Here is a 25,212-nt window from a genome sequence, read left to right as displayed (position 1 = left end):
GCACTCTGTCGGGCGGCCTGCGGCCGTGAAAATTGTCTATCCTGCCAATTTTTCATATCGCCTGCTCCACTTGCATCTTTCGCTCCTCCTGTTGCAGCTGCCACATCTCCCGGTAGACCCCCGCCTGCTCCAGCAGTTGCCGGTGACTGCCACGTTCAATAATTCGTCCCTGATCCATCACCAGGATCTGGTCGGCATCCACCACAGTGGAGAGCCGGTGGGCAATGACCAGGGTGGTGTGGTTCTGCGCCACCTCCCGCATGGTTTCCAGAATCGCCTGCTCGGTCTGGGTATCCAGTGACGAGGTCGCCTCGTCAAAGACCAGAATCCGCGGTTGTTTGAGGATCGCCCGGGCGATGGCAATGCGCTGTTTCTCGCCACCGGAAAGCTTCAACCCCCGCTCTCCCACCAGGGTCTGATAACCCTGCGGCAGGGATTCGATAAAATGCCGGATATGGGCCATGCCCGCCGCCGCCTCGATCTCCTCCCGGGTTGCCTCGGGGCGCCCATAGGCCAGGTTGTAGTAGATGGTGTCATTGAACAGCACGGTATCCTGCGGCACCACCCCGATCACCTGGCGCAGGCTCTCCTGGGTCACCGCCCGCACATCCTGGCCATCCACCAGCACCGCTCCGTGCGTCACATCGTAAAAACGGAACAGCAGCCGGGAGAGGGTCGATTTGCCGGCCCCGCTGTGCCCCACCACCGCCACCTTCTCGCCAGGGCGAATGGTAAAATCCACATCCCGCAGGATCTCCCGCTCCGGTATATAGGAGAAACCGACATGCTGGAAACGCACCTCGCCCCGCTTGAGTTGCAGGGGCGGAGCCTCCGGGCGATCCTGTATCTCCGGTTGCTGCTCCATCAGCTTGAAGATGAGATCCATGTCCGCCAGGGAGTATTTGATCTGGCGATAGACCATGCCGAGGAAATTGAGCGGGATGAACAGCTGCAACAGGAAGGCGTTGACCAGCACCAGGTCACCGATGGACATGCTGCCGTCCACCACGCCGCCGGCGGCGAAGAACATGATGGCGGTCACACCGAGACCGATAATGCCCCCCTGGCCGAAATTGAGCATGGACATGGAGTTCTGGCTCTTTACCGCCGCCTCCTCCCACTCGTTGAGGGTGCTATCGAAGCGCTCCAGTTCAAGCTGCTCATTGCCGAAATACTTGACCGTTTCGTAGTTGATCAGGCTGTCCACCGCCCGTGAATTGGACTGGGACTCCAGCCGGTTCATGGTGTGGCGGTAATCCATGCGCCACTCGGTCACGGCAAATGTGAAGGCGATATAGACCGCCACGGTACCGAAGGTGACCAGGGTAAAGATCAGGTCATAGTTGGTGAGCAGGATCACCGCCACCAGCGAGAACTCCACCACCATCGGGATGATGCTGAACACCATGTAGTTGAGGATGGAGCTGACGCTGCGGGTACCGCGATCCAGGTCCCGGCTGATGGCGCCGGTCTGGCGTCCCAGATGAAACCCGAGCGAGAGCCGGTGCAGATGGGTCAGCACCTCGGTGGCCAGTCGCCGCATGGCGTGGTAACGCACCCGGGCAAACACCACGTCGCGCAGCTCATTAAACAGGGTGCTGCTGATCCGCAGGGCGCCATAGCCGATCAGCAGGGCTACCGGCAGGATCAGCAGCGTCTGCTGACTGCGCTCCATACCGTCGACAATCTCCTTGAGCACCACGGGAATACCCACATTGGCCACCTTGGCCGACACCAGGCAGCCCAGGGCCAGCAGGGCTCGCCCCCGGTAATTCCAGAGGTAGGGAAGCATATTTCTGAGGTTCTTCCAGTCGCGTCGATCACGGTGGGGACGCGCCTGGGCTTGACGATTGTGTGCCATATAGAGAGACTGTTTAATAATTTACTAATACAGCGGAATTCCTGGGCCAACAGCTATGACACAAGATTGCAGTTACAACGAACTTTACGCCCTGCAGGTACTGGATGACAGCATGGAACCGGAATTTCCGGCCAAGTGTATCATCGTCATCGAACCCTCCGAGGTGTGTGCCAGCGGCGCCTACGTCATCATCACCGTGGATGGCGAGCGACTGTTCCGCCAATGGATCCGCGACGGCCAGGGTCATGCGCAGCTGGTCGCGCTGAACCCGCAGTACCCTAGCATACCCTTGTCCGGAACCAACCATAAAATTGAAGGGGTGATTGTCCAGCGCAATATCCGCCGCAAGATCAAGCACTACAAGCCCTACGAAGAGAACAACGGCCTGGTGAGTTGATCGATTCGGGAACCGGAGTTCTTCCACGCTCCAGAGCGGACTCTGTAGGTTGGGATGAGGAACGAATCCCAACATTTTGGTACAGATATGCCTTCCCCGTTGGGGTTCGCAGGCTCACCCCAACCTACCGATGATCAGCTTTTCAACGCGGCTTCCAGCTCACGCCAGAGTGCCTCATAGGCGATACCGGCGGCACTGCGCGGGGCAAAACTCCCCAGTGGGGCGCGATAAAATCCCATGCGTTCCACATCACTGGCGTAGGGGATATGGGCCTGAAGCAGTTCGGGGAAACGTTCAGGCAGCCGCTTGATCATATCCAGATGCATGCGCTTGCGCCGATCCACCATGGAAAAGAACGGCATCCGCTGCACATCTCCGACCTTGTGTCCCTCCAGGAACTCCACCATCTGTTCATAGGTGCGCAGCGACAGGGTGGTGGGGATAGTGGGCACCATCAGGGCATCGGCCGCGCGGAAGATATTTTCCGAGACCAGGGAGATACTGGGCGGACAGTCCAGATAGATGCGGTCATACTCCTGCGACAGTGGCCGCAACAGCCGCAACAGCTGTTTAACCGGGCCCTTGGCCTCGCCCAGCATCAGATCCATGTTGCGATAGGAGAAATCCGCCGGCAACAGGTCCAGGTTGTCGAAATCGCTTCCCTTGATCAGCTCATCCAGTTCCCGTTTGCCCTTGAGCATCTTGCGTCCGCCCCCCTTGATACGGGGTTTGATGCGGAAGTAGTAACTGGCCGCGCCCTGCGGGTCCAGGTCCCATACCAGGGTGCGCAGTCCGGCCTGGGCCGACAGGTAGGCGAGATTCACTGCCGTGGCGGTCTTGCCCACACCGCCCTTGATGTTGTAGACGCCGATAATTCTCATGCCTGCTCTCCGGCCACATCACGCTTTTTTCTGTCCGGCCCGAACAGGGTCTGGTAAGCAGCCACCTGCTCGCGGCCGGCAAACAGGGCGAAACGGTCGGCAAACACCAGTCGGCTCGCCTGCTGCCGCTTGAGCAGGCCATCCACCAGCATACCCATGGCCAGCAGGGTATCGGCCGGCACCTCGCCCTCAGCCACCATCTGGTGGGCAAACTCACGCAGTTTGTCAGCCTGCACCTCCAGATCCTGGTAGTCGCCGAGATTGTCCAGCAGGCCTTTCAGGCTTTTGATCAACGGCTTGATCCGGTCCTCGGGATACAGACTCTGAAAAAACTCCAGCAGGTAGCGCAGCTTTTTACAGCTCTTACGCAACTCGTGCAGCGCCTCTGGTGGGGAATGGGGATTAATGGCCAAGCCCTCCTTCAGCACCAGCCCGAAGGTGCGGTAGATGCGCTTGGCAGCCAGCTTGCCGATCGGCTTATGGGCATGGGCGCAGGCCGATTCCGTACCGGGCGGTGCGGCCAGAAAGGCGCGCCACTCCTTCAACAGGGTGTGAAAATGGGGTGAATTGAGCTTGCGCACCATGGCCCGCTGCTCGCTCTTCTGATGGGTCTGGAGAAACGCGTGCAGCGGTTCCAGATCGGGGCGGTACGGTTCCGGCAGGCTGTTGCGATAATCATCAAAACCCAGCAGGTAGACATCCAGGTCCCGGGTGGGGCCGGTCAGCTGGCCGATCCAGGCGAACCGCTCCTTGTATTTCTCCACCTCCGACTCGGGAAACACCCCCTTGATCTGGCTGAGCGCCGACCGGGTGCGACGCACCGCCACCCGCAGGTCGTGCAGAAACTCCGAATCCAGATCGGCCCGGGTACCTGGCAGATTGGCCTCCAGGGTATTCAGCAGGGTATGGTGGATCTGTCGTGCCACCTCGCCCGCCGGCATCAGTGGCTGCAGATTGAAATTGAGCTTGGAGCTGTAATCCAGCGGTTGCCGGCCAATGGCAGAGAGGCCCAGCACAATCAGCGGATCAACTTGAGGTTTCAGTTCCAGGACGGCGGTGAGAAAACGGCTGACCTGGGCGAGTGGCTTGTCATAGCCGCGTACCGGCAACAGTCGGACCAGCGCGGCCATCGGCTGATACTCGCCCCGTCCCGGGGGCCGGGCGCTCTGCTCCTGCAGGGCGATCCGCAGCACCGTCTTCTGCTCGCCATCCAGCAGCCTCAGCAGGCGTTCCCGGCGGCGGATCTCGACCTGGGGCAGCAGGGTGCGCATCTGCAGCGTCGTGGCGAGCCGGTCACGCAACAGACCAGGCGGATAGTCGTGAAAAAATCCCGCTACCGGCCCCTCCAGACGGATGGTCTCACAGGCGGAATCATCCTCCAGCTTGCGCAGGGTCAGCTCATGCAGACCCGCTCCCCGCGCCTCATCCAGTTGCAGTCCGGACTGAAACAGTCGCCAGTCAAAGCTGTCATGGAGAATATGCCGTACGGTTTTTTCTGGCTCGCCGGTCAACTGAAACTGCCCGGTTAACGCCGTCACCACCTCCCCGATCGATTCTGAATCCTTCAGCTGATACTGGAGCGATTGCGCTTTCATCTTGTTATATCCTGCCCTTGTCCCGGGAGTCTCGGAATTTTCACATCAGGGCCAGATACTAATCAAGCGGACATAAAATTACCATTACAGTGCTGTTTGTGGCGTCCAAGCCGTTAAACCACAGGGCGGGACACGCCCGCCAAAACAGCGCCCGATCTGTACTGAAGCGGCTGCTACTCCAGGCTTTTGGAGGCGATCTCGAACACATCCCGGGAGACCCCTTCGGTCTTGAGGATGCGTTCCAGCTGCGCCTTCATCTGCTGCTGGCGGGCCGGGTCATAGCGCTGCCAGCGGGCCATCAGGCGCACCATGCGTGAGGCCACCTGCGGGTTGAGGCCATCCAGTTCCAGCACCCGGTCTCCCAGGAAACGGTAACCGCTGCCGTCCGCCGCGTGGAAGCGCACCGCGTTACCGGAACAGAAGGCTCCGATCAGGGCACGTACCTTGTTCGGATTGGCGATGGAGAAGGCGGGGTGTTTCAGCAACGCCTGGACCCGCTGCAGGGTATCGGGTCGTTTCGACAGTGCCTGCAGGCTGAACCATTTGTCCAGCACCAGCGGATCACCCTGCCACTGTTGGTAGAACGCTTCCAGCAACTCGGCCGCCTCCGGGGTATCCCGGTCGGCCAGCAGGGAGAGCGCGGAGATCACGTCTGTCATGTTGTGCCCGGCCCGGTACTGCTCGACACAGAGCTGCTGGATGGTCTCATCGTCCAGCTGCATCAGGTAGCCGAGGGCGAGATTCCGCAGGCTGCGCCGCCCGATGGACGCGGCGTCCGGCTGATATTCACCCGGCACCTCGTTGGCCCGGTAAACCGCCAACAGTTCATTTCTCAGCTCGGTGGCCAGTAGGGTCTTGAGCCATTCCCGGGCCTGGTGAATCCCCGCCACATCCACCTCGGCCATCTGGTCACCCAGGTAGCTCTCGGACGGAAGGGTCAACACCTCGGCCAGCAGTGCCGGATCGGTTGAACCATCGGTCAACGCCTGACGAAACGCGTCGATGAATCCCGTCGGCACGGCGCTGTTCGGGTCAGCCACCAACTGCAGCAGAATACGCTGACTCAGGGTCTGGGCAGCATCCCAGCGGCTGAAGCCGTCACTGTCATGGGCCATCAGGAACATCAGCTGCGCATCACTGTAATCAAAGTGAACCTTCACCGGCGCCGAGAAGCCGCGCAGCAGCGACGGGACCGGGGTTTCGGGGACCTGCTCAAACACAAACTGTTGGCGGCGCTCGCTGAGCTCCAGCATACGGGTGCCCCGGATGGGCGTGGACTCGTCCTCGAGTTGCAACGCCAGATCGGCGCCCTTACTGTCCAGCAAACCCACCGCCAGCGGGATCAGGAACGGCGCCTTGTCCGGCTGGCCGGGAGTGGCCGGGCAGTGCTGCTCGACCGTCAGCGAATAAGTCTGACGCACGGCATCGTACTCGCCCCGGATGTTGAGTTCCGGCGTGCCGGCCTGGCTGTACCAGCGCTTGAACTGAGTCAGGTCACGCTTGCCGGCATCCGCCATACACTGCACAAAGTCATCGGTGGTAACGGCCTGTCCGTCAAAACGCTCGAAATAGAGATCGGTGCCGCGCCGGTAAGCCTCGGGGCCGAGCAGGTTGGACTGCATGCGCACCACTTCGGCGCCTTTTTCATACACCGTCACGGTGTAGAAGTTGTTGATCTCCATGTAGGAATCGGGTCGCACCGGATGGGCCATGGGACCGGCATCCTCGGCGAACTGGTGAGCGCGCAGCAGCCGCACATCCTCAATCCGCTTTACTCCCCGGGATCCCATGTCGGCCGAGAACTCCTGATCCCGGAATACCGTCAGCCCCTCTTTCAGGCTGAGCTGAAACCAGTCGCGGCAGGTGATGCGGTTGCCGGTCCAGTTGTGGAAATACTCGTGGGCGATGACCGACTCGATACCCTGGAAATCCCGGTCGGTAGCGGTGGCCGGCGAGGCCAGCACATACTTGGAGTTGAAGATGTTCAGCCCCTTGTTCTCCATCGCCCCCATGTTGAAATCGTTCACCGCCACAATCATGTAGATATCCAGGTCGTACTCGCGGCCATACTGCTGTTCATCCCAGCGCATGGCGTGCTTCAGCGATGCCATGGCATGTGCGCACTTATTGATGTTTTCCGGCTCGACGTAGATGCGCAGCGCCACCTGGCGACCCGAGGGCGTGGTGTGGCTATCCTCGATGAAACGAAGATCCCCCGCCACCAGGGCAAACAGGTAGGCCGGCTTGGGGAACGGATCGGCCCAGGTGATGCGGTGGCGACCGTCCGCCAGATCGACAGCCTCGGCCGGATTGCCATTGGAAAGCAGCACCGGGTAGCGCTGTTTATCGGCAGTGATGGTAGTGGTGAAGCGGCTCATCACATCGGGCCGGTCGAGGAACCAGGTAATCTTGCGGAAGCCCTCCGCCTCGCACTGGGTACAGAACATACCACCCGACTTGTACAAACCTTCGAGCGCGGTATTGTGCTGCGGCAGGATGCGCACCTCACTCTCCAGCACGAACCGGTCCGGGACCTGCCTGATGGTGAGCCCCTCGTCATCCTGGGCATAGGCGGCAGGAGCGAGTGGCTCGCCATCGAGCGCAAGGGAGAGCAGTTCCAGCTGCTCGCCGTGCAGACGCAGGTCCGCTGACCGGCTCTCGGCAGCGGGATTTCGGCGCAGTTCCAGCCGCGAGCGCACCCGGGTCCCCTCCTCCCCCAAGTCAAACTGGAGACTCACCTGATCAATAAGAAATTCCGGGGGTTGGTAATCCTTGAGGTAGACGGTACTGGGGGTGTCTCTGAGCATGGATGGTCTCTTCTGGCTGACTGAAAATGGTTACTGAAGCAATAGATCAGGATTCTATCCCACTATTCAACCCCGGATGGAGTAGCAGTATTCATCCGCAGCCCGGGGCAGACGGCACGACAAGCGCAGAATCAAGGTTATTTCCCGGTCGGAGGCGACTCCACCGGTGATGACTGATAAAAGCTGAAACGGTCACGTCCGCCCTGTTTCGCCCGATACATCGCCAGATCGGCATTTCTGAGCAGCTCGGCCGCACTGTCGCCATCATCAGGATAACAGGCAATACCCACGGAGGCGGAGATACACTTCTGGGTGCCGGCCAGGTCGAACGGCCGGCACATCTGTGCCAGCACCTCGCCTGCCACCCGCTCCACCCCCTCCCGGTTGGCGATGCCGGTCAGGATGATATTGAACTCATCGCCACCCATACGCGCGACGCTATCACTGTCGCGCACACAGGCGGTCAGGCGCCGGGCCACCTCTTTGAGCAGCTGATCGCCCGCCTCGTGACCGAGGCTATCATTGATATGTTTGAACCGGTCAAGATCCACGAACAGCAGTGCAAACGACTCATCCTGGCGTTGTGCCTTAAGCAGGGTCTGGTTCAGGCGATCGTGAAACAGACTGCGATTGGGCAATTTGGTCAGCGCATCGTAATGGGCCTGACGCCAGATCTTCTCCTCCAGCGTCTTGCGTTCGGTGATATCGGCGAAGGTGACCACCGCACCGAGCAGCTCGCCTTCACGCATCAGCGGGTGGGAGCGGAATTCAACCCTGAACAATTGGCCGTCCGCACGCCGGAAATACTCTTCTTCACTGTGCGCCACACGCCCCTCCTCCAATGCGGACCGCAATCCACACACCTCCACCCCGCTGGCTTTGTCATCTGTTTGTGTGTGACACACCATATCGCAGACATTCTGACCAATCATGCTGTCGGCATCGCTGTAGCCGAGCAGATGCAGGGCCATCGGGTTGATAAAGGTAAAGCGACCTTCCTTGTCGATTCCGTAAATACCCTCCCCGGATGAGTCGATCAGCAGCCTCAGCTCCTCCTCGGCCTGCTCCCGGTCTTGCACCTGCTGCCTCAACTCGGCCGTGCGCTGCTCAACCACCCGGTCCTGCTGCTCCTTGGCCGCTTTCAGCAACAACATCTGGGTGCGGAAACGGGACAGGGCAAACAGTGTCAGACCCGACAGCAACAGCCAGACCGCAAAATGGATTCCGGCCATATTCCACTTCTGTTCATATTGCGGCGTCAGCAGCGATGCGGCCTTGAAAGTGACACTTGCCCCACCGCGGATATCCCCTACCTCGTAGCCCTGCTTCTCATGGCACTTGAGACAGGACTTTTTGGTAATCAGTGGCGCCATGAAACGGTAGACCGCATCCTGGCCCTGTCCGACAAGGCCCTGTACCCGCTCCGAGCCGGCCTCAAACGCCTGCAGCGCCCGGGTCTCCCAGGGATCGGCGACATTGTCCGGGTTGATCGGCTTGAGACTGGTCAGATGGACCCGGATATCCGACAACTCCTCTACCACATAAGTGAGCTGGCGTGTCATGAAGGCGGGATTGAGCAGGGTGAGTGGCTTACCGGAGGGGGTACTGATATCCCGCTCCCCTATTTCCAGGTACGGATTGGGCTGAGTCTCACCGTCGACCAGAACATAGACGCCGCCGTGGCGCGCATTCCACAGGCGCACAGACTCCACCATCTTGAAAACAAACTCGGCGCGGTTTGCCGCGATCTCCCGGGAGTGGCGGTCCAGCACATTCCAGTTCCAGGCAAACGATATGCCGACCACTGTCGTCCACAGCACCAGAGGGATAAGCCAATAGGTATGATTCAGAATATAGCGCTGCATGGTCTCGGCACTCTTGATCAGGGGGTCCATACTATACCCTCATATACCACTTTTTCTGTAGGTACATCGGGAATGTGCGTTACCTGGACCCCCCTCATAGTGCTTGATAGGATATGGCACCTCCTCTGTAATTTAGAGATCGAACATGCCAAAAGTCGTGATGTACACCACTGCCATCTGCCCCTACTGCATGCGCGCCAAATCGCTGCTCAACCGCAAGGGGGTGGCGTTTGAAGAGCTTCAAATCGAGGGCAACCGCGAGCGGATGCGAGAGATGATTCAGCGCAGCCGGCGTAACACCGTGCCGCAGATTTTCATTGATGACTACCATGTGGGCGGCTATGACGATATGGCCGAACTGGACATGATGGGCAAGCTGGATCCCCTGCTCGGTCTGGAACCACAAGGTGAGCCGGATATCATCACATGAACGCAGGGGAGAGAGCGCCGGAAATGCGTCTGGATAAATGGCTCTGGGCGGCGCGCTTCTTCAAGACGAGACAACTTGCCATCGAGGCGATCAACGGTGGCAAGGTTCATCTCAACGGCCAGCGCACCAAACCGGGCAAAACCGTCACCGTCGGCAGCCGGCTCATCATTCACAAGGAGTCCCTGGAGTGGCAGATCGAGATCAGGGAGCTTCCCAAACAGCGCCGCCCGGCCAGCGAGGCCGTCAACTTCTATCAGGAGAGTGAGTCCAGCCTGCTCAACCGGCAGCGGCAGATAGAAGAGCAGCGCCTGCTGCGGGCCGCCGCGCCCCGTCCCGCCCAGGGCAAGCCAAGCAAGCGGGACCGGCGCATGATTCACAGCTTTACCAGGAAGTAGCATGGATCAGGACGCCTACCGCAAGACCTACGAACAGATCAACGAACGCGCCTGCCTGTTCGAAAAATGCCTGTTCGCCGGACATGCCGGCTGTTCCCAATCGGAAAAGTTCAATCTGGCGGAACGGGAAGGCATACACTGCAAATCAGACAGCGCCCAGTCCCAGTGCGCAGACCTGCTGAATCTGCTGCGTCACCACAGCCGTTTTGTCCTGAAAGCCAGCCATGAGAGCAGCGTACTCAACCATGCCCAGGCGCTGCGCATCCAGGTGGGCGGTCTGCGCGGACTCGATCAGGTGATGGAAAAACACCAGGAGGCGATACGCTTTGTCCCGGACATCCATACCCTGGTCAGTAACGCACGCCAGCACTACGGCACCCTGGACAGCCTCCCCTTCGACCGGATCATCCAGCAGGTCGCCGCCTTCAAGGGACGCAGGGGCTGACATCCGCCTTCTCCCCCGGTCACCAGCGACTACACTCAGAAGAAACAGAGCGGCACTCCACCGCGACCACTTGTTGATCCGGGTCATGGCATCCGTGGCCATCTTCCAGTGGGATAACAAGAGATTCTAAAAAGCCGTTATTAAACTTCCGAGGAGAGCATAATGCCTGCCTACACCACCCAGGATATCCGGAATATCGCCCTGGTGGGCCAATCAGGCGCCGGTAAAACGACGCTGGTCGAGGCCCTCTTGTATCACGCCGGCGTGATACAGAACCAGGGTTCCATCGAACGGGGCGACACCGTCTGCGATTTCGATCCCCAGGAGAAACGCTACGAACATTCGCTGGATGCGGCCCTGGCCCATCTGCAGTTAGAGAACACCCATATCAATCTGCTTGACACCCCGGGACTGATCGACTTCTTCGGCCGCGCCTTCGGCGTCCTGCAGGCGGCCGAGACCACCGCCGTGGTGGTCAATGCGGAAACCGGCATTGAGCCGGCCACACTGGCGATGATGGAGCATGCTAAAAATGACGGCCTGTGCCGCATTATCATTATTAACAAGATCGACGCCGACCATCTGAACCTGGAGGCACTGCTGAATCGGATCCGCGAGACTTTCGGTGATGTCTGCCTGCCGCTCAACCTGCCGGCAGCCGAACAGGGCAAGGTGGTGGACTGCTTCTTTACCCCGGACGGCGATCAGACCGCCTTCTCCTCGGTGGCCGAGGCGCATACCAATATCGTCGATCAGGTAGTGGAGATGGATGAGCAGCTGATGGAACTCTACCTGGAGCAGGGCGAAGAGCTGAAATCGGATCAGTTGCACGATCCCTTCGAGGCGGCACTGCGCGACGGACACCTGATCCCGATCTGCTTTGTCTCGGCAAAGAGCGGCGCCGGGATCAAACAGTTGCTGAAGATAATCACTCGCCTGCTGCCCGATCCGACCGAGGGCAATCCGCCCCATTTTCTCAAGGGAGAACCGCCGAAGACACAGCCGGCAAAGGTGCTTCCCGATCCGGACAAGCACGTGATTGCCCACGTATTCAAAGTCAGCAATGACCCGTTTCGGGGCAAGCTGGGGATGTTTCGGGTCTACCAGGGGACAGTCACCACCAATACCCAGCTGTTTATCGGCGACTCCCGCAAACCGTTCAAACCAAGTCACCTTTATCGTATCCAGGGCAACAACCAGACGGAGATGGCCCAGGCGATTCCTGGTGACATCTGCGCCGTGTCCCGCGTTGACGAGGTCTTCCGGGACGCCGTCCTGCACGACTCTCACGACGAGGATAATTTTCATCTGCAACCGGAGCAGTTCCCCATGCCACTGTTCGGCCTGGCGGTGGTACCAACGAAGCGGGGGGATGAGCAGAAGCTTTCCGATGCCTTGCTGAAGATCGCCTCGGAAGATCCCTGCCTGGCAATCGAACACGACGCCCAGGCCAACGAAACCGTGATTCGCGGCATGGGTGAGTTGCACCTGCGGGTGGTATTGGAACAGCTCAACGAACGCTATAACGTCTCGGTGGAGACCCACCCCCCGAGCATCCCTTACCGCGAAACCATCGGCGCATCTGCGGAAGGACACCATCGGCACAAGAAACAGACTGGGGGCGCCGGCCAGTTTGGCGAGGTATCGCTACGGGTGGCCCCCCTGGCCCGTGGCGAGGGGTTTGTATTCGTCGATGAAGTGAAGGGCGGCGTGATACCCGGCCAGTTTATCCCCGCCGTGGAGAAAGGCGTACGGCTGGCGCTGGAAGAGGGTTTTATCGCCGGTTACCCGATCCAGGACCTGCAAGTGACGGTGTACGATGGAAAATACCATGCCGTGGATTCGAAGGAGATCGCCTTCGTCACTGCCGGTAAGAAGGCCTTTCATGACGCCCTGGAGAAGGCACGGCCAATGGTACTGGAACCCGTGGTTAATATCAGCATCACCGCCAGCGGTGACGCCATGGGCGATATCACTGCAGACCTGACAGTCAAGCGGGGGCGAATTCACAATACCGAGATGACGCCGGATGGTCGCATGCTGATCAGTGGTCAGGCCCCGCTCGCCGAGCTGGACAGTTACAGCACCAAGCTGAAATCCATGACCGGCGGCGAAGGTACCTATGAGATCAGCTTCAGTCACTATGATCCGGTACCGGATAACGTCCAGCGCAGCCTGGCGGAAAAACACCAGCAGCATGTCCATCACCAGGAAGAGTAAGCGACTATTACCGGCTTGCCGGTCAACAGGATGGGTGGTGCGGGAAGGAAAAACCGATTAGAGGCGCTGCATTTGATAATGGGTAAAGGCGGTATGCCTTTACCCATCCTTAATCCTTAGTAGCTCCGCACGCTCAGGAACATATACCTGAACTGGCGAACACACCGTCCCGCTCCCGCTGCAGCTCCTGCTCCATGGTGTAGTGCGGCTCGTCCGCTTCCAGTCGGACCTTGCGATCACCGTGGAACAACAGGCGTTCGACCACTGTGTTGATGTCATGAAACGATCCAGTCTGCAATCCGACCAGTTGGTCATAGACTGCCTTGTCGAGCGTAACCTGTACCTGATTATCCATACCACACCTCTACCTTCGGTTATGAGTTGTGTTAAAAATAGTATACCTATTTACTTGGTTATTCAAGATAAGACTGAATCGAAATAGTGCCAGAACCGCCTGTCTGGAAAAAACAAAACAGGATCACTGCTGTCCCATAAACTCCCTCTCCGGTCAGTTTCAACCAGACAATGCTATCTGGATCTGCTCTTGGGCGCCGGCAAATAGTTGGCGTCATGGGGATTGATAAAAATAAACCGCATCTCGCCGTCGTCCAGTTGCGCGTAGTCCATCACAGCCTCATCCAGCAACGTCACATATTGCGGCTCCATCACGACTTCAATACCGTTACTGACGATGCGAAGATCATCCTCCTTGGCCTCATCGAAGCCCATCAGGTAATCGATACTGCCATCCTCTTTCATCCTGGCGGCCATACGCAGAGCCATACCCTCCGTACCACCCTGTTCTGCTGCATTGCGTACCTGCTCAGCGGCATTTTCTGTGATTTCAAACATGAGAATGCTCCATACTGCTATGGGATGATCCCGTGTCGAGATTATCCCGGTTATACCTGCCCTTTCAAACTATATTGCGGCACTCTGGCTATTGTCTCCCTTCAGCCGACGCCTGTCTGTTGTGTTGTACCGTCATCTCCCCTGCAGCGGCGTACATGCGCCAGGAAACGTTCGATCCAGTGATTGCCACCCACATCCCGCAAGTGGGTGTAACTGGCCAGGAGATTCTTATAAACAATACCATCGTGGATCCCGTCAATCCCGGTGCCCCGGGTTACCTTGTAGGCGAAACGGATCTCCGGATCCAGGTTTTCCAAGGCCGAGTAGTGAAACTCATGCGCCGCGATGCCTGCGCTGCATCCCGGCACTTTTGGCCAGGGATTCTCGTCGGTCTCCTCCAGGCGCACATATCCCCTGCCCTGGGGTCGCTCATGCATTACCACGTCACCCGGGATGGCGCCGACCATCTCACACCGCCGATCCTGCCATTTCAGGCTGCGGGCCAGATACATCAACCCGCCACATTCGGCATAAACCGGACCGCCCTGATCGATAAACTCCCGAATCTCCCGGCGCAGTGAAACATTGGCCTGCAGCGCCTCCATCACCATCTCGGGAAAGCCACCACCGATGAACAGTCCGTCCACCGGAGGCAGTTGGGTATCGTTCAGGGTGTCGAAGGGGACCAGATCAACCCCCAGGTCACACATCTTCTGCAGATCGCCAGGATAATAAAAACCGAATGCCCGATCCCTGGGGTAGCCAATACGCAACTGCCCGGTGGAAGTCTGGATCTGTGGTTGTTTGGTAAAATCCAGCGCCGGCACATCAGCTGCAATGGCGAGTATCCGGTCGATATCCACCTGATCGGCGACCCGCTCCCCCAACTGGGCAATCTTCTTTTCCGCCAGCTCGCTCTCGTTGCTCGGCATCAACCCCAGGTGGCGCTCATCGATGACCAGTTCAGGGGCACTGTGCACCGCGCCGACTACCGGCAGATCGGTATAGTGACCGATCACGTTACAGAGTTTGGCTTCGTGCCGGCTGCCACCGACCTTATTCAGGATAACACCGGCAATACGTACATTGGGATCAAACGCCTGATAGCCGAGGATCAACGGTGCAATACCGCGGGTCATACCCCGGGCATCAATAACCAGAAACACCGGTGCCTGCAGTTGGGCCGCCAGGGCGGCGTTGCTGTTACTGCCATCCAGATCCAATCCGTCATACAGACCCTTGTTGCCCTCGATGACACCGATCTCGGCCTTGGCCATGGCGCGCCCGAACTCATCGTGGATCTCCTGCCTGGACATGGTAAAAAAATCCAGATTCACGCACGGCCGGCCACTGGCAGCAGTAAGCCAGAGCGGATCGATATAATCGGGCCCTTTCTTGAACGTCTGCACCTGCATGCCACGCCGACACAGGGCAGCCGTCAGACCAATCGACAATGTCGTCTTGCCTGAAGACTTGTGGGCGGCAGAGATGAAGAAATAGGACATAAGTCTTGGTCAGTTCAGTGACGCTGTTTCCAGTCCGCTGGCCAGGCTGCGACGGCCTGTCTGAAGCCTATAGTCACCCTTCCGGTTATGCCTGTAAAGCGGGGAAAACGATGGTGGTAGAGGAAAAGCTATCCTCGCGGCCAAAGCAGCTCCTGCATGAGAACGCAGGAGCGGCTTCAGCCGCGATGCTTTTACCTGATCATGCGACAGGCGGGTACCGCAATGCTCAGACGCATTCGCCCTCAGCTGGATCTTCCAGGCTTTCCGGCAATACCCGCAGCATTCGGGCGCCAATTGCCACCAGGATCATGGAAACAGCCACACCGGCGATACCCAGTAGTGCTTCGGCCAATGACGGCGAGTACCCCGCCACGACGCCGTCAAAGAAACTGCTCTCCAGCACCTCCTTGCCCGGGAACAGATTCATCGGAAATGCCTGACCACCGATCACGATTACGTAGATCTGGAAAAAACCGCCGATCAATACCAACAGGGAAGCCACTGTAATGGCAAACCGGGACGTCGCAAAAGCCGGTGAGTAGAGCAGGAACAGGGGAATAATTCCGCCGATCACCACCTGGCCGATCCAGAACATATTGGTATAGATGCCGCCATCCAGCAGGATGAAACGCTCAACACCGTGATGTTGGGTGACGTACAGGTTGGTCAGGTGATAGACCAGCGCAAAATAGAGCACTGCACCGACAAAAACCCCCAACAGATTTTTCAGCTTCGCCAGCCGCAAATCACCAATGCTGCGGTCGGCCCACCAGTAGGCGGCCATCAGGGTAATGATAAAAAATGCCAGACCGTAACTGAATGACATGATGATGAACATGGGCGCCATGATGGCGGCGTCATAAGCCTCACGGGCCACCAGAAAACCGAAGATGGAGCCGGTACCGGTGGTCAGTGCCAGTCGCCAGAAGAAAGCGGCAAAACCGATCGGGCGTTTGAACTGTTCAAACTTGCGATCCATCATTGCCCAAAGGTAGAGACCGACAATAGTGAAAAAGCCGGTATAGAGAATAATATTCCAGGCAAAGATTGATTTGAAGTTATAGGTGGTCATGGCCACGATCAGTCGATCGGGACGTCCCAGGTCAAGCAACAGCACCACCAGACCACCGGCCAGCAATCCGATCGACAACAGACCCGAAAAACGACCCAGCGGCTTGTACATCGGGCCACCAAACACGGAACCGATGGAAGCCACGTTCAGGGCACCCGAAGCCGCAACGATCAGGAAGATAGCGAACACATGAGGCAGTCCCCAGACAATCTGATTGCTCATGCCGGTCACGAAGTGGCCGTTATGCTCCATATAGAAGGCAGCGCCCAGACCCACCAGAATAATGAAAGCGAGGGAGGCCAGTCCGCCCCAGTAACGGGGAGAACTGCAGTAGAGCTCGCGGTATTGTGTTTTTATCATCGACTTCTCTCCCTACCGCTTAGACATTGGTATAACGAACGCCGGTATTCAGTTCGAGATCGGCCCGAATCTGACGACTGTGTTGCGCCTTCAGCGCTCTGGCGATTTCGCTATCCGGGTTTTTCAGATCACCAAACAGAATGGCCTTGTGGCCTTCCTGGTTACAGGCATCCTGACACGCCGTAGTTTCCCGCCCGGCATCGATCCTGTTGGCACAGAGATGACAGGACTCGACACAGCCCTTACCCCTGGGTGCGCTGGTAAGCTGCTCGGCAATATCCTGATGGATGAATGAACGGGCTTTATAGGGGCAGGCCATCATGCAGTAGCGGCAGCCGATACAGATATGCCGATCCACCATGACGATACCATCTGCACGCTTGAATGAGGCGCCGGTGGGACAGACATCCACACAGGGCGGGTGCTCACAATGCTGGCACATCATCGGCAGATTGGAGATTTCACCAGTCTGGGTATCACGCAATTTAACCTTGCGAATCCATTGTGGCCGCTGGGCGTTCCACATCTCATCCGACTGTCCCTGCGGACGTTCGATAAGATCGATACCGTTCTCCTTGTCGCACGCCTCGACACAGGCGCTGCAGCCATCGACACACTTGTTGGTATCGATCAGCATGCCCCAGCGAACCGCACTGCTGACACCCTCATCAGAACCGGCATTGGCAACGGTCAGCAGCACACCGGGAGCAACGGTGGCAGCACCCGCCGCCAGCACCGTCTTGCCGATGAAATCACGCCGTTGCAGATCAGGCTGGTCATTATTAATGCTCATGATCAGTTCCCCTCAATCTTGGCATGAAGACGAGTCAGTTCATCCCGGCTCAGGGATAGCGGCTGGTCAACGGACTGCAACAGGCCGAACACCTGGCGCTGATCACCTTCCCGCATTGCCGTGCCGTTGCCACTCATGTTTTCCGGTGTCTTGCGATGACACTGGAAGCAAGTGAGATTAACCGCCACATAGCTGTGGCAGGATTCGCAAAACTGGCCGTCGGCATTCACCGGCTTATAGGCGCCGGCGCTATCTTTTTCCGCATGACATTCCACGCACTCAGCCAGACTGTACTGCGTGTTTCTGATCCCTTTATGAACAGTCTCCCTGCGATCATGCTTGAGATAGTCCATGTGGTTTCGCCGCATCGCTGCAGTAGGTGCTACACAAGTATCCAGGCCAGCCGCCTTGGAACCCTTTGTAACCGCGGAATCGCTGATGGCGCCGGTGGCGAGGAGCATGAGTGCTCCTCCCACGACCATCCCAGCAAATCGCCTGATGCCGGATAAACTACCCATTACTGCTCCTATTCACCCAGGCCCATCTGAATATAGCCAGTTGGGCAGACATCGCTGCAGACGTGGCAACCAATACATTTGTTGTAGTCGGTATCCACGTAACGACCGGTGGTCGCATCGGTCTTTTTGACCCGGAACACTGCATCCTGGGGACAAAAAACCACGCAGTTGTCACACTCGAAGCACATGCCACAACTCATGCAGCGTTTCGCTTCGGCCACCATCTGCTCCTCGCTGTAGGGGTGCAGACGTTCATGGAAATGCCCCAGCACCACTTCGGCGGATGGCACCTCTTCACTACGCTTGTTGCGTGGAGTAAAGGAGAAGTGGCCCAGGAACAGATCACTGGAGGGAATCACCTCTTGCTCGGCCCGATTCTCAAAGTTGTGCACCGCGTACTTGGCGCCATCGGTACCACGCTGATCACCGACCTTCGAATCAAAATGCTCCGGATCCTTGCCCGCCTCGTGCAGCTTATCCAGCAGGTCAAAGTGGTGTACGTCCACCTTGGGGCGTTTAGCCAGCTCTTCCTGCTTGAGGAAGCGATCAATACTCTCGGCGGCGATCGAGGCCTGGCCAATGGCGGTGGTCAGCAGATGGGGACGGATGATATCGCCGGCTACAAAGTGACCCTGTTTTCCCGGCACCTGGAAGAACTTGTCGGCATCGATCAGGTTGCGATCGTTGGCCATATCCTCGAGGCCGGTCATATCGCCGCCCTGGCCGATGGCCGAAACGATCAGGTCCGCTTCCAGCACACGCTCGGTGCCTTCAACCGGGATAGGTTTCATACCATCCATGGTGCAGTCACACACCTTCAGACCGGTGGCACGACCATCTTCACCAACAATCACTTCCAGTGGCATGACACCGTCCAGGATGGTGACGCCCTCGGTGGTGGCATCCTGCACTTCGTGCTCAGCCGCCATCATCTTGTCCTTGGTGAACAACGAGGTCAGAGTAACGTCGGAACCCTGGGCGTCGGCAGTTACCGCCACATCATGGGCGACATAACCATCCTGTACCACCAGTTCCGGACGATCCGTCGGATTCTTGTGCTTCACATGTCCCAGGCGACGGGCTACCGAGACCACATCGATGGAGGTATCGCCACCACCGATACAGACAACTTTTTCAGCAGTGACCTTCATACGACCCTCGTTGAAGGCCTTGAGGAAGGCGACGCCGGTGACGCAGTTGGGGGTACCTTCCCAGCCGGGGACCGGCAGGCCACGTCCACTCTGACAGCCCAGGGCCCAGAGCAGCGCGTCAAACTCTTTCTCCACATCGGCTGCGGCAACATCGCGACCAACCCGGGTCTTGAGGCGCAGTTCCACGCCCATTTCGACAATCCGGTTCAGCTCGGCGTCCAGCTTGTCACGGGGAATACGATAGCCGGGGATGCCATAGCGCATCATGCCGCCCAGCTCCTCGTTCTCGTCGAAGATGGTGACACCGTAGCCCATGCGGCGCAGTTGGTAAGCGGCTGACATACCGGCGGGACCACCACCGATGACCGCTACCTTCTTGGCGATATCCGCACCGGGCGTGAACTTGTAGCCGTTGGCAATCGCAGAGTCACCGATATACTGCTCGACGGCATTGATACCGACGAAATCTTCCACGTCATTGCGGTTACAGCCGTCCTGACAGGGCGCCGGACAGACCCGGCCCATCATGGACGGGAAAGGATTGGCATCGGTGGAGCGGCGGAACATGTATTCGTCACGCTCGACACCCTCGGGTGGCTTCTCCTAACCGCGGGCAATCGCCAAGTAGCCACGGATATCCTCACCGGAAGGACAGCTGCCCTGACAGGGGGGTGTTTTATGAATGTAGGTCGGGCATTTGTATGAGGTATCTTCCCTGAAGATCTTCTCACTAAAATCGTCCCACTCGTTATCGCCTTCCTTATAGCGGCGGAAACTCAGTTTTGTGTTCATCTGTTCCGTAGGAGTTGCCATGGAATTCTCTCCTCAACCTATATAATTTTTAAAACACCGCCAATGACTGGATCACCGGCGCGTTATACCTCAACTCTTTCAACACCCTTTATGCATCACCGTTCGCATCGTCTTCGTCCTCATCGGTATTTTGTCCGGTGAGAACAATGGCGTTGCTGACCAGCTGATGGACACTGACAATCTGATCCATGTCCATGCCGTAGTAAGGCAACACCTTGGTAAACTGGCTTTTGCAAATGGCGCAGATGGCGGCCATGTGCGTTACACCCTCATCCTTGATGACATTCTGCAAGGCGGTCATGCGTGGTAGCGCCCCCTTGACACGGATTTCCATCAAATCATCCGTCAGCAGACCGCCACCGCCGCCGCAGCAGAAGGTCTTCTCCCCAATAGTCTCGTGATCCATGTCCACATAGTTGTTGCAAACCGCCTTGATGACTGCACGGGGAATATCAAATTGTCCACCCGGCTTGTCACCCATGCGGGTGGCGCGGGCCACGTTGCAGGAGTCATGGAAAGTCAGGGTCATATCATCGTTGGCGGACTTGTCAAACTTCAGCTTGCCCTGCTGGATCAGGTCATAGGTGTACTCACAGATGTGCTGCGGTACCGGATAACGGGGATCCAGAAAATCAAACGGGCCGGCCAGGGTGTTCAGGAATGCGTAAGCGACACGCCAGGCGTGACCACACTCACCAAATACAATCCGCTTGACGCCCAGTTCCAGCGCAGCCTGGCGAATACGCAGGGCGACCCGGCGCATGTTCTCATAACTGCCGATGAACATGCCGAAGTTGCCCGCCTCGGAGGCAGTGGTACTGAGAGTCCAGCTGACGCCCGCTTCATGAAATACCTTGCCGTAGCCAATCAGGCCGTCCACGTGGGGCTCGGCGAAGAAGTCAGCAGAGGGGGTCACCAGCAGGATCTCGGCACCCTTCACGTCCAGCGGGTACTTGACCGCCACGCCGGTCTCTTCCTCGACGTCCTCTTCCAGACCCTCCAGGGTATCCAGGATAGCGGGACCCGGCAGACCCAGGTTGTTGCCTTTCTCATGGACCTTGGCGATGATCTCGTTGCAGTACTTCTGGCCATAGCCGACGCTGTCGAGGATCTCACGGGCAGCCATGGAGATCTCTGCCGTATCGATACCGTAGGGGCAGAACACCGAACAGCGGCGACACTGGGAACACTGATGGTAGTAGCTGTACCACTCATCCAGTGTTTCGCGGGTCAGATCCTTGGCGCCAACCAGCCAGGGGAAGTACTTGCCGGCAAAAGTGTTGTAACGGCGATAGACCTTGCGCAGCAGATCCTGACGGCCCACCGGCATGTTCTTCGGATCTTTGGTGCTGAGATAGTAGTGACACTTGTCGGTACAGGCACCACACTTAACGCAGGCATCCAGATACACTTGCAGGGAACGATAGCGCGAACGCAGATCATCCAGTTTCTCAAGCGCCTTATCATGCCAGTCATCTACCAGTTCACCCGGAAAACCCAACGGAATGTTGTGATCCGGTTTGGCGACAAACGGGCTGAGATGCGCCATTGTGCCTTCCACGAGTTCCGGCACATCCACATACTCCTGGAGCTCCGGTACATCGAATTCTGCCTTAGCCATGTAATACCCTCTTCGGCGTTCAGTCGATTGCTGCTGCGTTTATTCTTCCATCGCCTTCGCCCATTCGGCGAGGTGACGCTTTTCACGGGGGTTATCCACCTGGTTGCGGCTCGGGCTGAAAAATATGCCCGGCACATGCAGCAGCTTGCTGAATGGGAACAGGATCATCAGCAACGCCACCAGCGTCAGATGTATGATCAATGGGAAATCAACAGGCAATGTGCCGATACTGAAACCCATCAGACCGGTGAAAAACTGTTTCACCATGACAATATCGGTGTGCGAAACGAACTTCATCATCAAACCGCTAATGCCGATAAGGAGCAGAACCAGTAGCCAGAGATAATCCGAAGGGGCCGAAATATAACGTACCCGATCAACGAAGATGCGGCGCACCAGAAGGCCTGCCAGACCGGCGAGCATTGCAAAGCCGGCATAAACTCCTATTGGCTGAATAAGCTGGATCGGCAGCCAGACGGGGTCCATGAAATAACGCAGGTGGCGCAACAAAACGACAAATAGCGCCATGTGAAAAAGCCAACCGAAAACCCAGGTCCATTTGGTACTCTTGAAAAGACTTTCGAAAAACACCACTTCACGGAACATGCGCATCACCACACCGGTTTGAGTAACCGGGGCCGGAGTGGTAGGAATCTTCAAGGGAGCCGGCGTCCTGGCATACTGGGCAATCTTTCTTGCCAGGCCAATCACCAGCACGACGGTCGCTACGATAAACAGCAACGCATAGACAGTGGACATGTTCCTGCGATCCTCAAGCTATTCTTATAACCGGAAGGCGTCAGCCCGCCGGTATGCAAAGCACTTCAACGAAGTGTGTCAGTATCTGGAAACCTCGCTTTCCGTTGCACAGAGCCACCTCCTCCAAAACGGAGGAGGTCACCCTGATACACCCTCCAATTCACTACAGGAGGGTGACCAATTCCCGACAATACCGGTTTAGATACAACCGGTCGGCTTGGGCAGGCCGGCGAAACGACACGCCTGCTTACCTGGGCCGTAGGGGAACAGGGCGTACAGGTATTTGCTGTTGCCTTTTTCCTTGCCCAGCTTCTTGCCGACCGCCTTGGTCAGAACGCGTACAGCCGGAGCGATCTGGTACTCTTCATAGTACTCGCGCAGGAAGTTAATGATGTCCCAGTGCTCGTCGGTCAGTTCCAGGTCATCCTCTTTGGCCATGACGTCTGCCACACCAGGCTCCCAGTCGGACAGATTGGTCAGGTAACCTTCTTCATCCGTCTCAAAAGTTTTGCCGTTGACTTCAATTGCCATGATTCACTCTCCAGTAATGTACTCGTGTAAAAAAACCAATTAGTTGTGGCTAGAGCCACGCATTCACTTTGTCATGCGTTGCCGCCAGGTCAACAAAGCCGGCATAGTCCACAATCTCTACGCCTTCGATCACCCTATCTTCCGCCATACCGCGGGCTTTCAGATCCGGTCCCAGAACATACAGCTTGATCTTCTGGGCGGCTTCTTTCATCCGCGGCTCTTTTGCCGCCCCCTTGAGCGCGGCATAAACACCGTCTTCAATCAGCAGCACAGCACTGCCCTCTTTGGCCAGACTCAGGCAGCTGTCGAGGGAGTTCTTCTCATAAGGTGATTTATTTACCGTGTGTAAAATACTCATCTTGCCCACCTCTTAGAAACTGAAGATGACATCTTGGTCATCCATAAGGTCCGCCAGGGCCTCATCATTCAGAACTTCCACCTCGACAATCAGGTCATCCTTGCTGATGCCGCGCTCGTCCATAGCGGTCTGTGAAACGTACAACTTTTCAACGTCATACATCTCCAGGGCCCGGTAGGTGGGTGAGAAGTTTTTCATGCCGACTTCAGCAGTTTCCTGCCCCTTCTTCAGCTGGTAGATACCGTCATCGCTGAACAGCAGGCTCACGTCCTGATCAAATGCAGCGGCAATCAGCACCACTTCCAGCGACTCCAGGGCGTAAATGGATCCATACGGGGCACGCCGGTTGACGAACATGAATTTTTTGACGACCTCGTCGTCCATCATCTCTTCTTCGGACATCTCTCTACCCCTTCACTTAGTCGCCGAACACAACCAGGCGATCCGCCTGGATGCCAGCTTCAACCAACTGCCCAAGACCCGAGATACGAAAGCCGGGCGCGATGTTCTCGGCGTCTTTGCCGTTACGCTTGGCTTCGCCCTCGTCCACGATACCTCGACGCTGCGCTGCTGCCACACAGACCACCATATCCAGGTTGTGCTGCTCGGCCAGCTCGCTCCAGCGATTGACGATGTTCCTGTCATCCTGGGGCGGAGTGGTCAGTTTGGTCGCGTTATTCACACCATCGTGGTAGAAGAAGACGCGAAAGATCTCGTGCCCCTTCTCCAGTGCGGCCTTGGTGAACTGATAGGCCGAATCAGCCGCCTGGTGCTGATAAGGACCTTCGTTTACTTGAATCGCAAATTTCATTATCGATTCCCTTATAGCCAATCAACTTAGAAGCGGATGTGTGCGGATGCATTCAGATTCGCACGACTTCCACGCCAGTTATCGATATGGTACTTGGTGAACGGCAGCCCGGTCTTCTCGAAGAAGCGCGGCCAGCCGATGCGCTCAGCCCACTCACCGATACGCTCGTAGTCCTTGGCATCTTCCTTGTAAACACGGAGGATGTTTTTCACTACCGCGGAGACTTCCGGCCAGCGTGGCGGATTGTTCGGGATACCCGCAGCCACCAGCTTGTGGAAGGTCGGTTTGGAACGAGCATTCGAGTTCTTGCCACCCACCCAGATCGCAAACTTGGAGTGTTCCGGATCATTGATCTGCATCGGCGGACAGGGCGGGAAGCAGGCGCCGCAACAGATACACTTGCGCTCATCCACTTCCAGGGTCGGCTTGCCATTCACGACAGCGGGACGAATAGCTGCTACCGGACAACGCGCCACAACCGAGGGACGCTCACAGACGTTACCAACCTGATCGTGATTGATCTTGGGTGGCTTGGTGTGCTGGATATTGATGGCGATATCACCCTGGCCACCGCAGTTGATCTGACAACAGGAGGTGGTCAGACGCACGCGGTTCGGCATCTCTTCACGGACAAACTCTTCATGCAGTTCATCCATCAACGCCTTGACCGCACCGGAGGCGTCGGTTGCCGGAATATCGCAGTGCAACCAACCCTGGGTGTGGGAGATCATGGAGACCGAGTTACCGGTACCACCGACCGGAAAGCCCTCTGCCAGCAGCTTGTCGATCAGCGGCTGAACCTTGGACTCTTCCGAGACCATGAATTCGATATTTGAACGGATGGTAAAGCGGACATAGCCTTCGGCGAAATCATCGGCAATATCCATCAGCTTGCGAATGGTGTAGACATCCATCTGACGCTGGGTGCCGGCACGTACGGTCCAAACCTCATCACCACTGTGGGCCACGTGATGAAGAACACCGGGACGCGGGCGGTCATGCCACTTCCAGTTGCCATAGTTCTTCTTCAGGACAGGGTGCAGATAGGGCTCGATCTCTGGAACGCCTGTCTCATCGGGCATGCGAGGTGCTTCAGCCATTGTTACCTCCAAAAACTCTTAGTATCTGAATCTATTGTGTATAAACCGGCATATTTCCGGTTTGCCGGCCCG

The 25,212-nt window shown here is 57.5% G+C and carries 23 protein-coding genes and 1 pseudogene; 5 read left to right on the top strand and 19 right to left on the bottom strand.

The features are described 5' to 3' along the window. Positions 1-52: 52 nt before the first annotated feature. The gene (locus A3GO_RS0101710; RefSeq protein WP_029131924.1) at positions 53-1,861 is read right to left on the bottom strand and encodes an ABCB family ABC transporter ATP-binding protein/permease; all 1,809 of its coding nucleotides are present in this window, start codon (positions 1,859-1,861) and stop codon (positions 53-55) included. A 55-nt stretch (positions 1,862-1,916) separates the two neighbouring features. On the opposite strand from A3GO_RS0101710, the gene A3GO_RS0101705 reads away from it, so the two are divergent. Continuing rightward, a complete protein-coding gene (locus A3GO_RS0101705) occupies positions 1,917-2,258 on the top strand; it encodes a S24 family peptidase (RefSeq protein WP_029131923.1) in 342 nt (113 codons plus the stop codon). 134 nt (positions 2,259-2,392) lie between these two features. On the opposite strand, the gene A3GO_RS0101700 is transcribed toward A3GO_RS0101705, so the two are convergent. From A3GO_RS0101700 to A3GO_RS22125, 4 genes are all read right to left on the bottom strand, one after another. Beyond that, complete coding sequence (locus tag A3GO_RS0101700; protein WP_029131922.1) at positions 2,393-3,139, bottom strand: ParA family protein; 747 nt, start codon at positions 3,137-3,139, stop codon at positions 2,393-2,395. Then, positions 3,136-4,734, bottom strand: a complete 1,599-nt coding sequence (locus tag A3GO_RS25970) for a CHAD domain-containing protein (protein WP_157606666.1) — start codon at positions 4,732-4,734, stop codon at positions 3,136-3,138. The genes A3GO_RS0101700 and A3GO_RS25970 overlap by 4 nt, the downstream gene beginning before the upstream one ends. A 173-nt stretch (positions 4,735-4,907) precedes the next feature. Continuing rightward, positions 4,908-7,541, bottom strand: a complete 2,634-nt coding sequence (pepN, locus tag A3GO_RS0101690) for an aminopeptidase N (protein WP_029131921.1) — start codon at positions 7,539-7,541, stop codon at positions 4,908-4,910. A 137-nt stretch (positions 7,542-7,678) separates the two neighbouring features. Then, on the bottom strand, positions 7,679-9,436 hold the full coding sequence (locus tag A3GO_RS22125; RefSeq protein WP_051301730.1) for a diguanylate cyclase domain-containing protein: 1,758 nt from the start codon (positions 9,434-9,436) through the stop codon (positions 7,679-7,681). Between the two features lie 115 nt (positions 9,437-9,551). Here A3GO_RS22125 and grxC point away from each other — a divergent pair, with 115 nt between their 5' ends. From grxC to fusA, 4 genes are all read left to right on the top strand, one after another. Next, the gene (gene grxC / locus A3GO_RS0101680; RefSeq protein ID WP_029131920.1) at positions 9,552-9,836 is read left to right on the top strand and encodes a glutaredoxin 3; all 285 of its coding nucleotides are present in this window, start codon (positions 9,552-9,554) and stop codon (positions 9,834-9,836) included. Beyond that, positions 9,833-10,231, top strand: a complete 399-nt coding sequence (locus A3GO_RS0101675) for an RNA-binding S4 domain-containing protein (protein WP_029131919.1) — start codon at positions 9,833-9,835, stop codon at positions 10,229-10,231. Before grxC ends, A3GO_RS0101675 begins: the two co-directional genes overlap by 4 nt. A gap of 1 nt (position 10,232) precedes the next feature. Continuing rightward, entirely contained in the window at positions 10,233-10,676 is a 444-nt protein-coding gene (locus tag A3GO_RS0101670) for a hypothetical protein (protein ID WP_029131918.1), read from the top strand. Positions 10,677-10,838: 162 nt separating this feature from the next. Then, positions 10,839-12,896, top strand: a complete 2,058-nt coding sequence (gene fusA, locus A3GO_RS0101665; RefSeq protein ID WP_029131917.1) for an elongation factor G — start codon at positions 10,839-10,841, stop codon at positions 12,894-12,896. 133 nt (positions 12,897-13,029) lie between these two features. On the opposite strand, the gene A3GO_RS0101660 is transcribed toward fusA, so the two are convergent. From A3GO_RS0101660 to dsrB, 14 genes and pseudogenes are all read right to left on the bottom strand, one after another. Next, positions 13,030-13,251: a hypothetical protein gene (locus A3GO_RS0101660; protein WP_029131916.1), complete on the bottom strand. Its 222-nt coding sequence runs from the start codon at positions 13,249-13,251 to the stop codon at positions 13,030-13,032. Positions 13,252-13,424: 173 nt separating this feature from the next. After that, entirely contained in the window at positions 13,425-13,748 is a 324-nt protein-coding gene (locus A3GO_RS0101655; protein WP_037374391.1) for a HesB/IscA family protein, read from the bottom strand. A gap of 101 nt (positions 13,749-13,849) precedes the next feature. Continuing rightward, positions 13,850-15,253, bottom strand: coding sequence for a cobyrinate a,c-diamide synthase (locus A3GO_RS0101650; protein ID WP_029131914.1), 1,404 nt, complete (start codon positions 15,251-15,253; stop codon positions 13,850-13,852). A gap of 226 nt (positions 15,254-15,479) precedes the next feature. Then, positions 15,480-16,685, bottom strand: coding sequence for an NrfD/PsrC family molybdoenzyme membrane anchor subunit (gene nrfD / locus A3GO_RS0101645; RefSeq protein ID WP_029131913.1), 1,206 nt, complete (start codon positions 16,683-16,685; stop codon positions 15,480-15,482). A 19-nt stretch (positions 16,686-16,704) separates the two neighbouring features. Then, complete coding sequence (dsrO, locus tag A3GO_RS0101640) at positions 16,705-17,478, bottom strand: sulfate reduction electron transfer complex DsrMKJOP subunit DsrO (RefSeq protein ID WP_029131912.1); 774 nt, start codon at positions 17,476-17,478, stop codon at positions 16,705-16,707. A gap of 2 nt (positions 17,479-17,480) precedes the next feature. Then, positions 17,481-17,996: a hypothetical protein gene (locus A3GO_RS22120; protein WP_084609657.1), complete on the bottom strand. Its 516-nt coding sequence runs from the start codon at positions 17,994-17,996 to the stop codon at positions 17,481-17,483. A gap of 8 nt (positions 17,997-18,004) precedes the next feature. Next, positions 18,005-19,960: pseudogene (locus A3GO_RS22115) on the bottom strand (NAD(P)-binding protein). An 88-nt stretch (positions 19,961-20,048) separates the two neighbouring features. Then, positions 20,049-21,581 (bottom strand): sulfate reduction electron transfer complex DsrMKJOP subunit DsrK, encoded by a 1,533-nt coding sequence (gene dsrK / locus A3GO_RS0101625; RefSeq protein ID WP_029131911.1) that lies wholly within the window; start codon positions 21,579-21,581, stop codon positions 20,049-20,051. Between the two features lie 39 nt (positions 21,582-21,620). Further along, the gene (locus A3GO_RS0101620) at positions 21,621-22,340 is read right to left on the bottom strand and encodes a respiratory nitrate reductase subunit gamma (RefSeq protein WP_029131910.1); all 720 of its coding nucleotides are present in this window, start codon (positions 22,338-22,340) and stop codon (positions 21,621-21,623) included. Positions 22,341-22,538: 198 nt separating this feature from the next. Beyond that, positions 22,539-22,871 carry a TusE/DsrC/DsvC family sulfur relay protein gene (locus tag A3GO_RS0101615; protein WP_029131909.1) on the bottom strand — a complete coding sequence of 111 codons (333 nt, stop codon included), beginning with the start codon at positions 22,869-22,871 and terminating at the stop codon, positions 22,539-22,541. Positions 22,872-22,920: 49 nt separating this feature from the next. After that, the gene (tusB, locus tag A3GO_RS0101610) at positions 22,921-23,229 is read right to left on the bottom strand and encodes a sulfurtransferase complex subunit TusB (protein ID WP_029131908.1); all 309 of its coding nucleotides are present in this window, start codon (positions 23,227-23,229) and stop codon (positions 22,921-22,923) included. Positions 23,230-23,241: 12 nt separating this feature from the next. Next, complete coding sequence (gene tusC, locus A3GO_RS0101605; protein WP_029131907.1) at positions 23,242-23,631, bottom strand: sulfurtransferase complex subunit TusC; 390 nt, start codon at positions 23,629-23,631, stop codon at positions 23,242-23,244. 16 nt (positions 23,632-23,647) lie between these two features. Beyond that, positions 23,648-24,040: a sulfurtransferase complex subunit TusD gene (gene tusD, locus A3GO_RS0101600; protein WP_029131906.1), complete on the bottom strand. Its 393-nt coding sequence runs from the start codon at positions 24,038-24,040 to the stop codon at positions 23,648-23,650. Between the two features lie 26 nt (positions 24,041-24,066). After that, the gene (gene dsrB / locus A3GO_RS0101595; protein ID WP_029131905.1) at positions 24,067-25,140 is read right to left on the bottom strand and encodes a dissimilatory-type sulfite reductase subunit beta; all 1,074 of its coding nucleotides are present in this window, start codon (positions 25,138-25,140) and stop codon (positions 24,067-24,069) included. Between the last annotated feature and the right edge of the window lie 72 nt (positions 25,141-25,212).

The sequence above is a fragment of the Sedimenticola selenatireducens DSM 17993 genome, assembly GCF_000428045.1.
GTDB lineage: Bacteria > Pseudomonadota > Gammaproteobacteria > Chromatiales > Chromatiaceae > Sedimenticola > Sedimenticola selenatireducens.
The sequence above is the reverse complement of the archived record's forward strand: the minus strand, read 5'-3'. Positions and strand labels throughout refer to the sequence as shown.

Bases quoted from the DNA above. Each gene is read 5' to 3' on its own strand.
- A3GO_RS0101620 (WP_029131910.1), bottom strand. From the start codon at position 22,340: ATGTCCACTGTCTATGCGTTGCTGTTTATCGTAGCGACCGTCGTGCTG.
- tusC (WP_029131907.1), bottom strand. From the start codon at position 23,631: ATGTCCGAAGAAGAGATGATGGACGACGAGGTCGTCAAAAAATTCATG.
- A3GO_RS22120 (WP_084609657.1), bottom strand. From the start codon at position 17,996: ATGGGTAGTTTATCCGGCATCAGGCGATTTGCTGGGATGGTCGTGGGA.
- grxC (WP_029131920.1), top strand. From the start codon at position 9,552: ATGCCAAAAGTCGTGATGTACACCACTGCCATCTGCCCCTACTGCATG.
- A3GO_RS0101700 (WP_029131922.1), bottom strand. From the start codon at position 3,139: ATGAGAATTATCGGCGTCTACAACATCAAGGGCGGTGTGGGCAAGACC.
- A3GO_RS0101655 (WP_037374391.1), bottom strand. From the start codon at position 13,748: ATGTTTGAAATCACAGAAAATGCCGCTGAGCAGGTACGCAATGCAGCA.
- A3GO_RS0101705 (WP_029131923.1), top strand. From the start codon at position 1,917: ATGACACAAGATTGCAGTTACAACGAACTTTACGCCCTGCAGGTACTG.
- A3GO_RS0101650 (WP_029131914.1), bottom strand. From the start codon at position 15,253: ATGTCCTATTTCTTCATCTCTGCCGCCCACAAGTCTTCAGGCAAGACG.
- A3GO_RS0101670 (WP_029131918.1), top strand. From the start codon at position 10,233: ATGGATCAGGACGCCTACCGCAAGACCTACGAACAGATCAACGAACGC.
- fusA (WP_029131917.1), top strand. From the start codon at position 10,839: ATGCCTGCCTACACCACCCAGGATATCCGGAATATCGCCCTGGTGGGC.
- A3GO_RS25970 (WP_157606666.1), bottom strand. From the start codon at position 4,734: ATGAAAGCGCAATCGCTCCAGTATCAGCTGAAGGATTCAGAATCGATC.
- dsrK (WP_029131911.1), bottom strand. From the start codon at position 21,581: ATGGCTAAGGCAGAATTCGATGTACCGGAGCTCCAGGAGTATGTGGAT.
- tusD (WP_029131906.1), bottom strand. From the start codon at position 24,040: ATGAAATTTGCGATTCAAGTAAACGAAGGTCCTTATCAGCACCAGGCG.
- A3GO_RS0101675 (WP_029131919.1), top strand. From the start codon at position 9,833: ATGAACGCAGGGGAGAGAGCGCCGGAAATGCGTCTGGATAAATGGCTC.
- A3GO_RS22125 (WP_051301730.1), bottom strand. From the start codon at position 9,436: ATGGACCCCCTGATCAAGAGTGCCGAGACCATGCAGCGCTATATTCTG.
- tusB (WP_029131908.1), bottom strand. From the start codon at position 23,229: ATGAGTATTTTACACACGGTAAATAAATCACCTTATGAGAAGAACTCC.
- dsrB (WP_029131905.1), bottom strand. From the start codon at position 25,140: ATGGCTGAAGCACCTCGCATGCCCGATGAGACAGGCGTTCCAGAGATC.
- pepN (WP_029131921.1), bottom strand. From the start codon at position 7,541: ATGCTCAGAGACACCCCCAGTACCGTCTACCTCAAGGATTACCAACCC.
- nrfD (WP_029131913.1), bottom strand. From the start codon at position 16,685: ATGATAAAAACACAATACCGCGAGCTCTACTGCAGTTCTCCCCGTTAC.
- A3GO_RS0101710 (WP_029131924.1), bottom strand. From the start codon at position 1,861: ATGGCACACAATCGTCAAGCCCAGGCGCGTCCCCACCGTGATCGACGC.
- A3GO_RS0101660 (WP_029131916.1), bottom strand. From the start codon at position 13,251: ATGGATAATCAGGTACAGGTTACGCTCGACAAGGCAGTCTATGACCAA.
- A3GO_RS0101615 (WP_029131909.1), bottom strand. From the start codon at position 22,871: ATGGCAATTGAAGTCAACGGCAAAACTTTTGAGACGGATGAAGAAGGT.
- dsrO (WP_029131912.1), bottom strand. From the start codon at position 17,478: ATGAGCATTAATAATGACCAGCCTGATCTGCAACGGCGTGATTTCATC.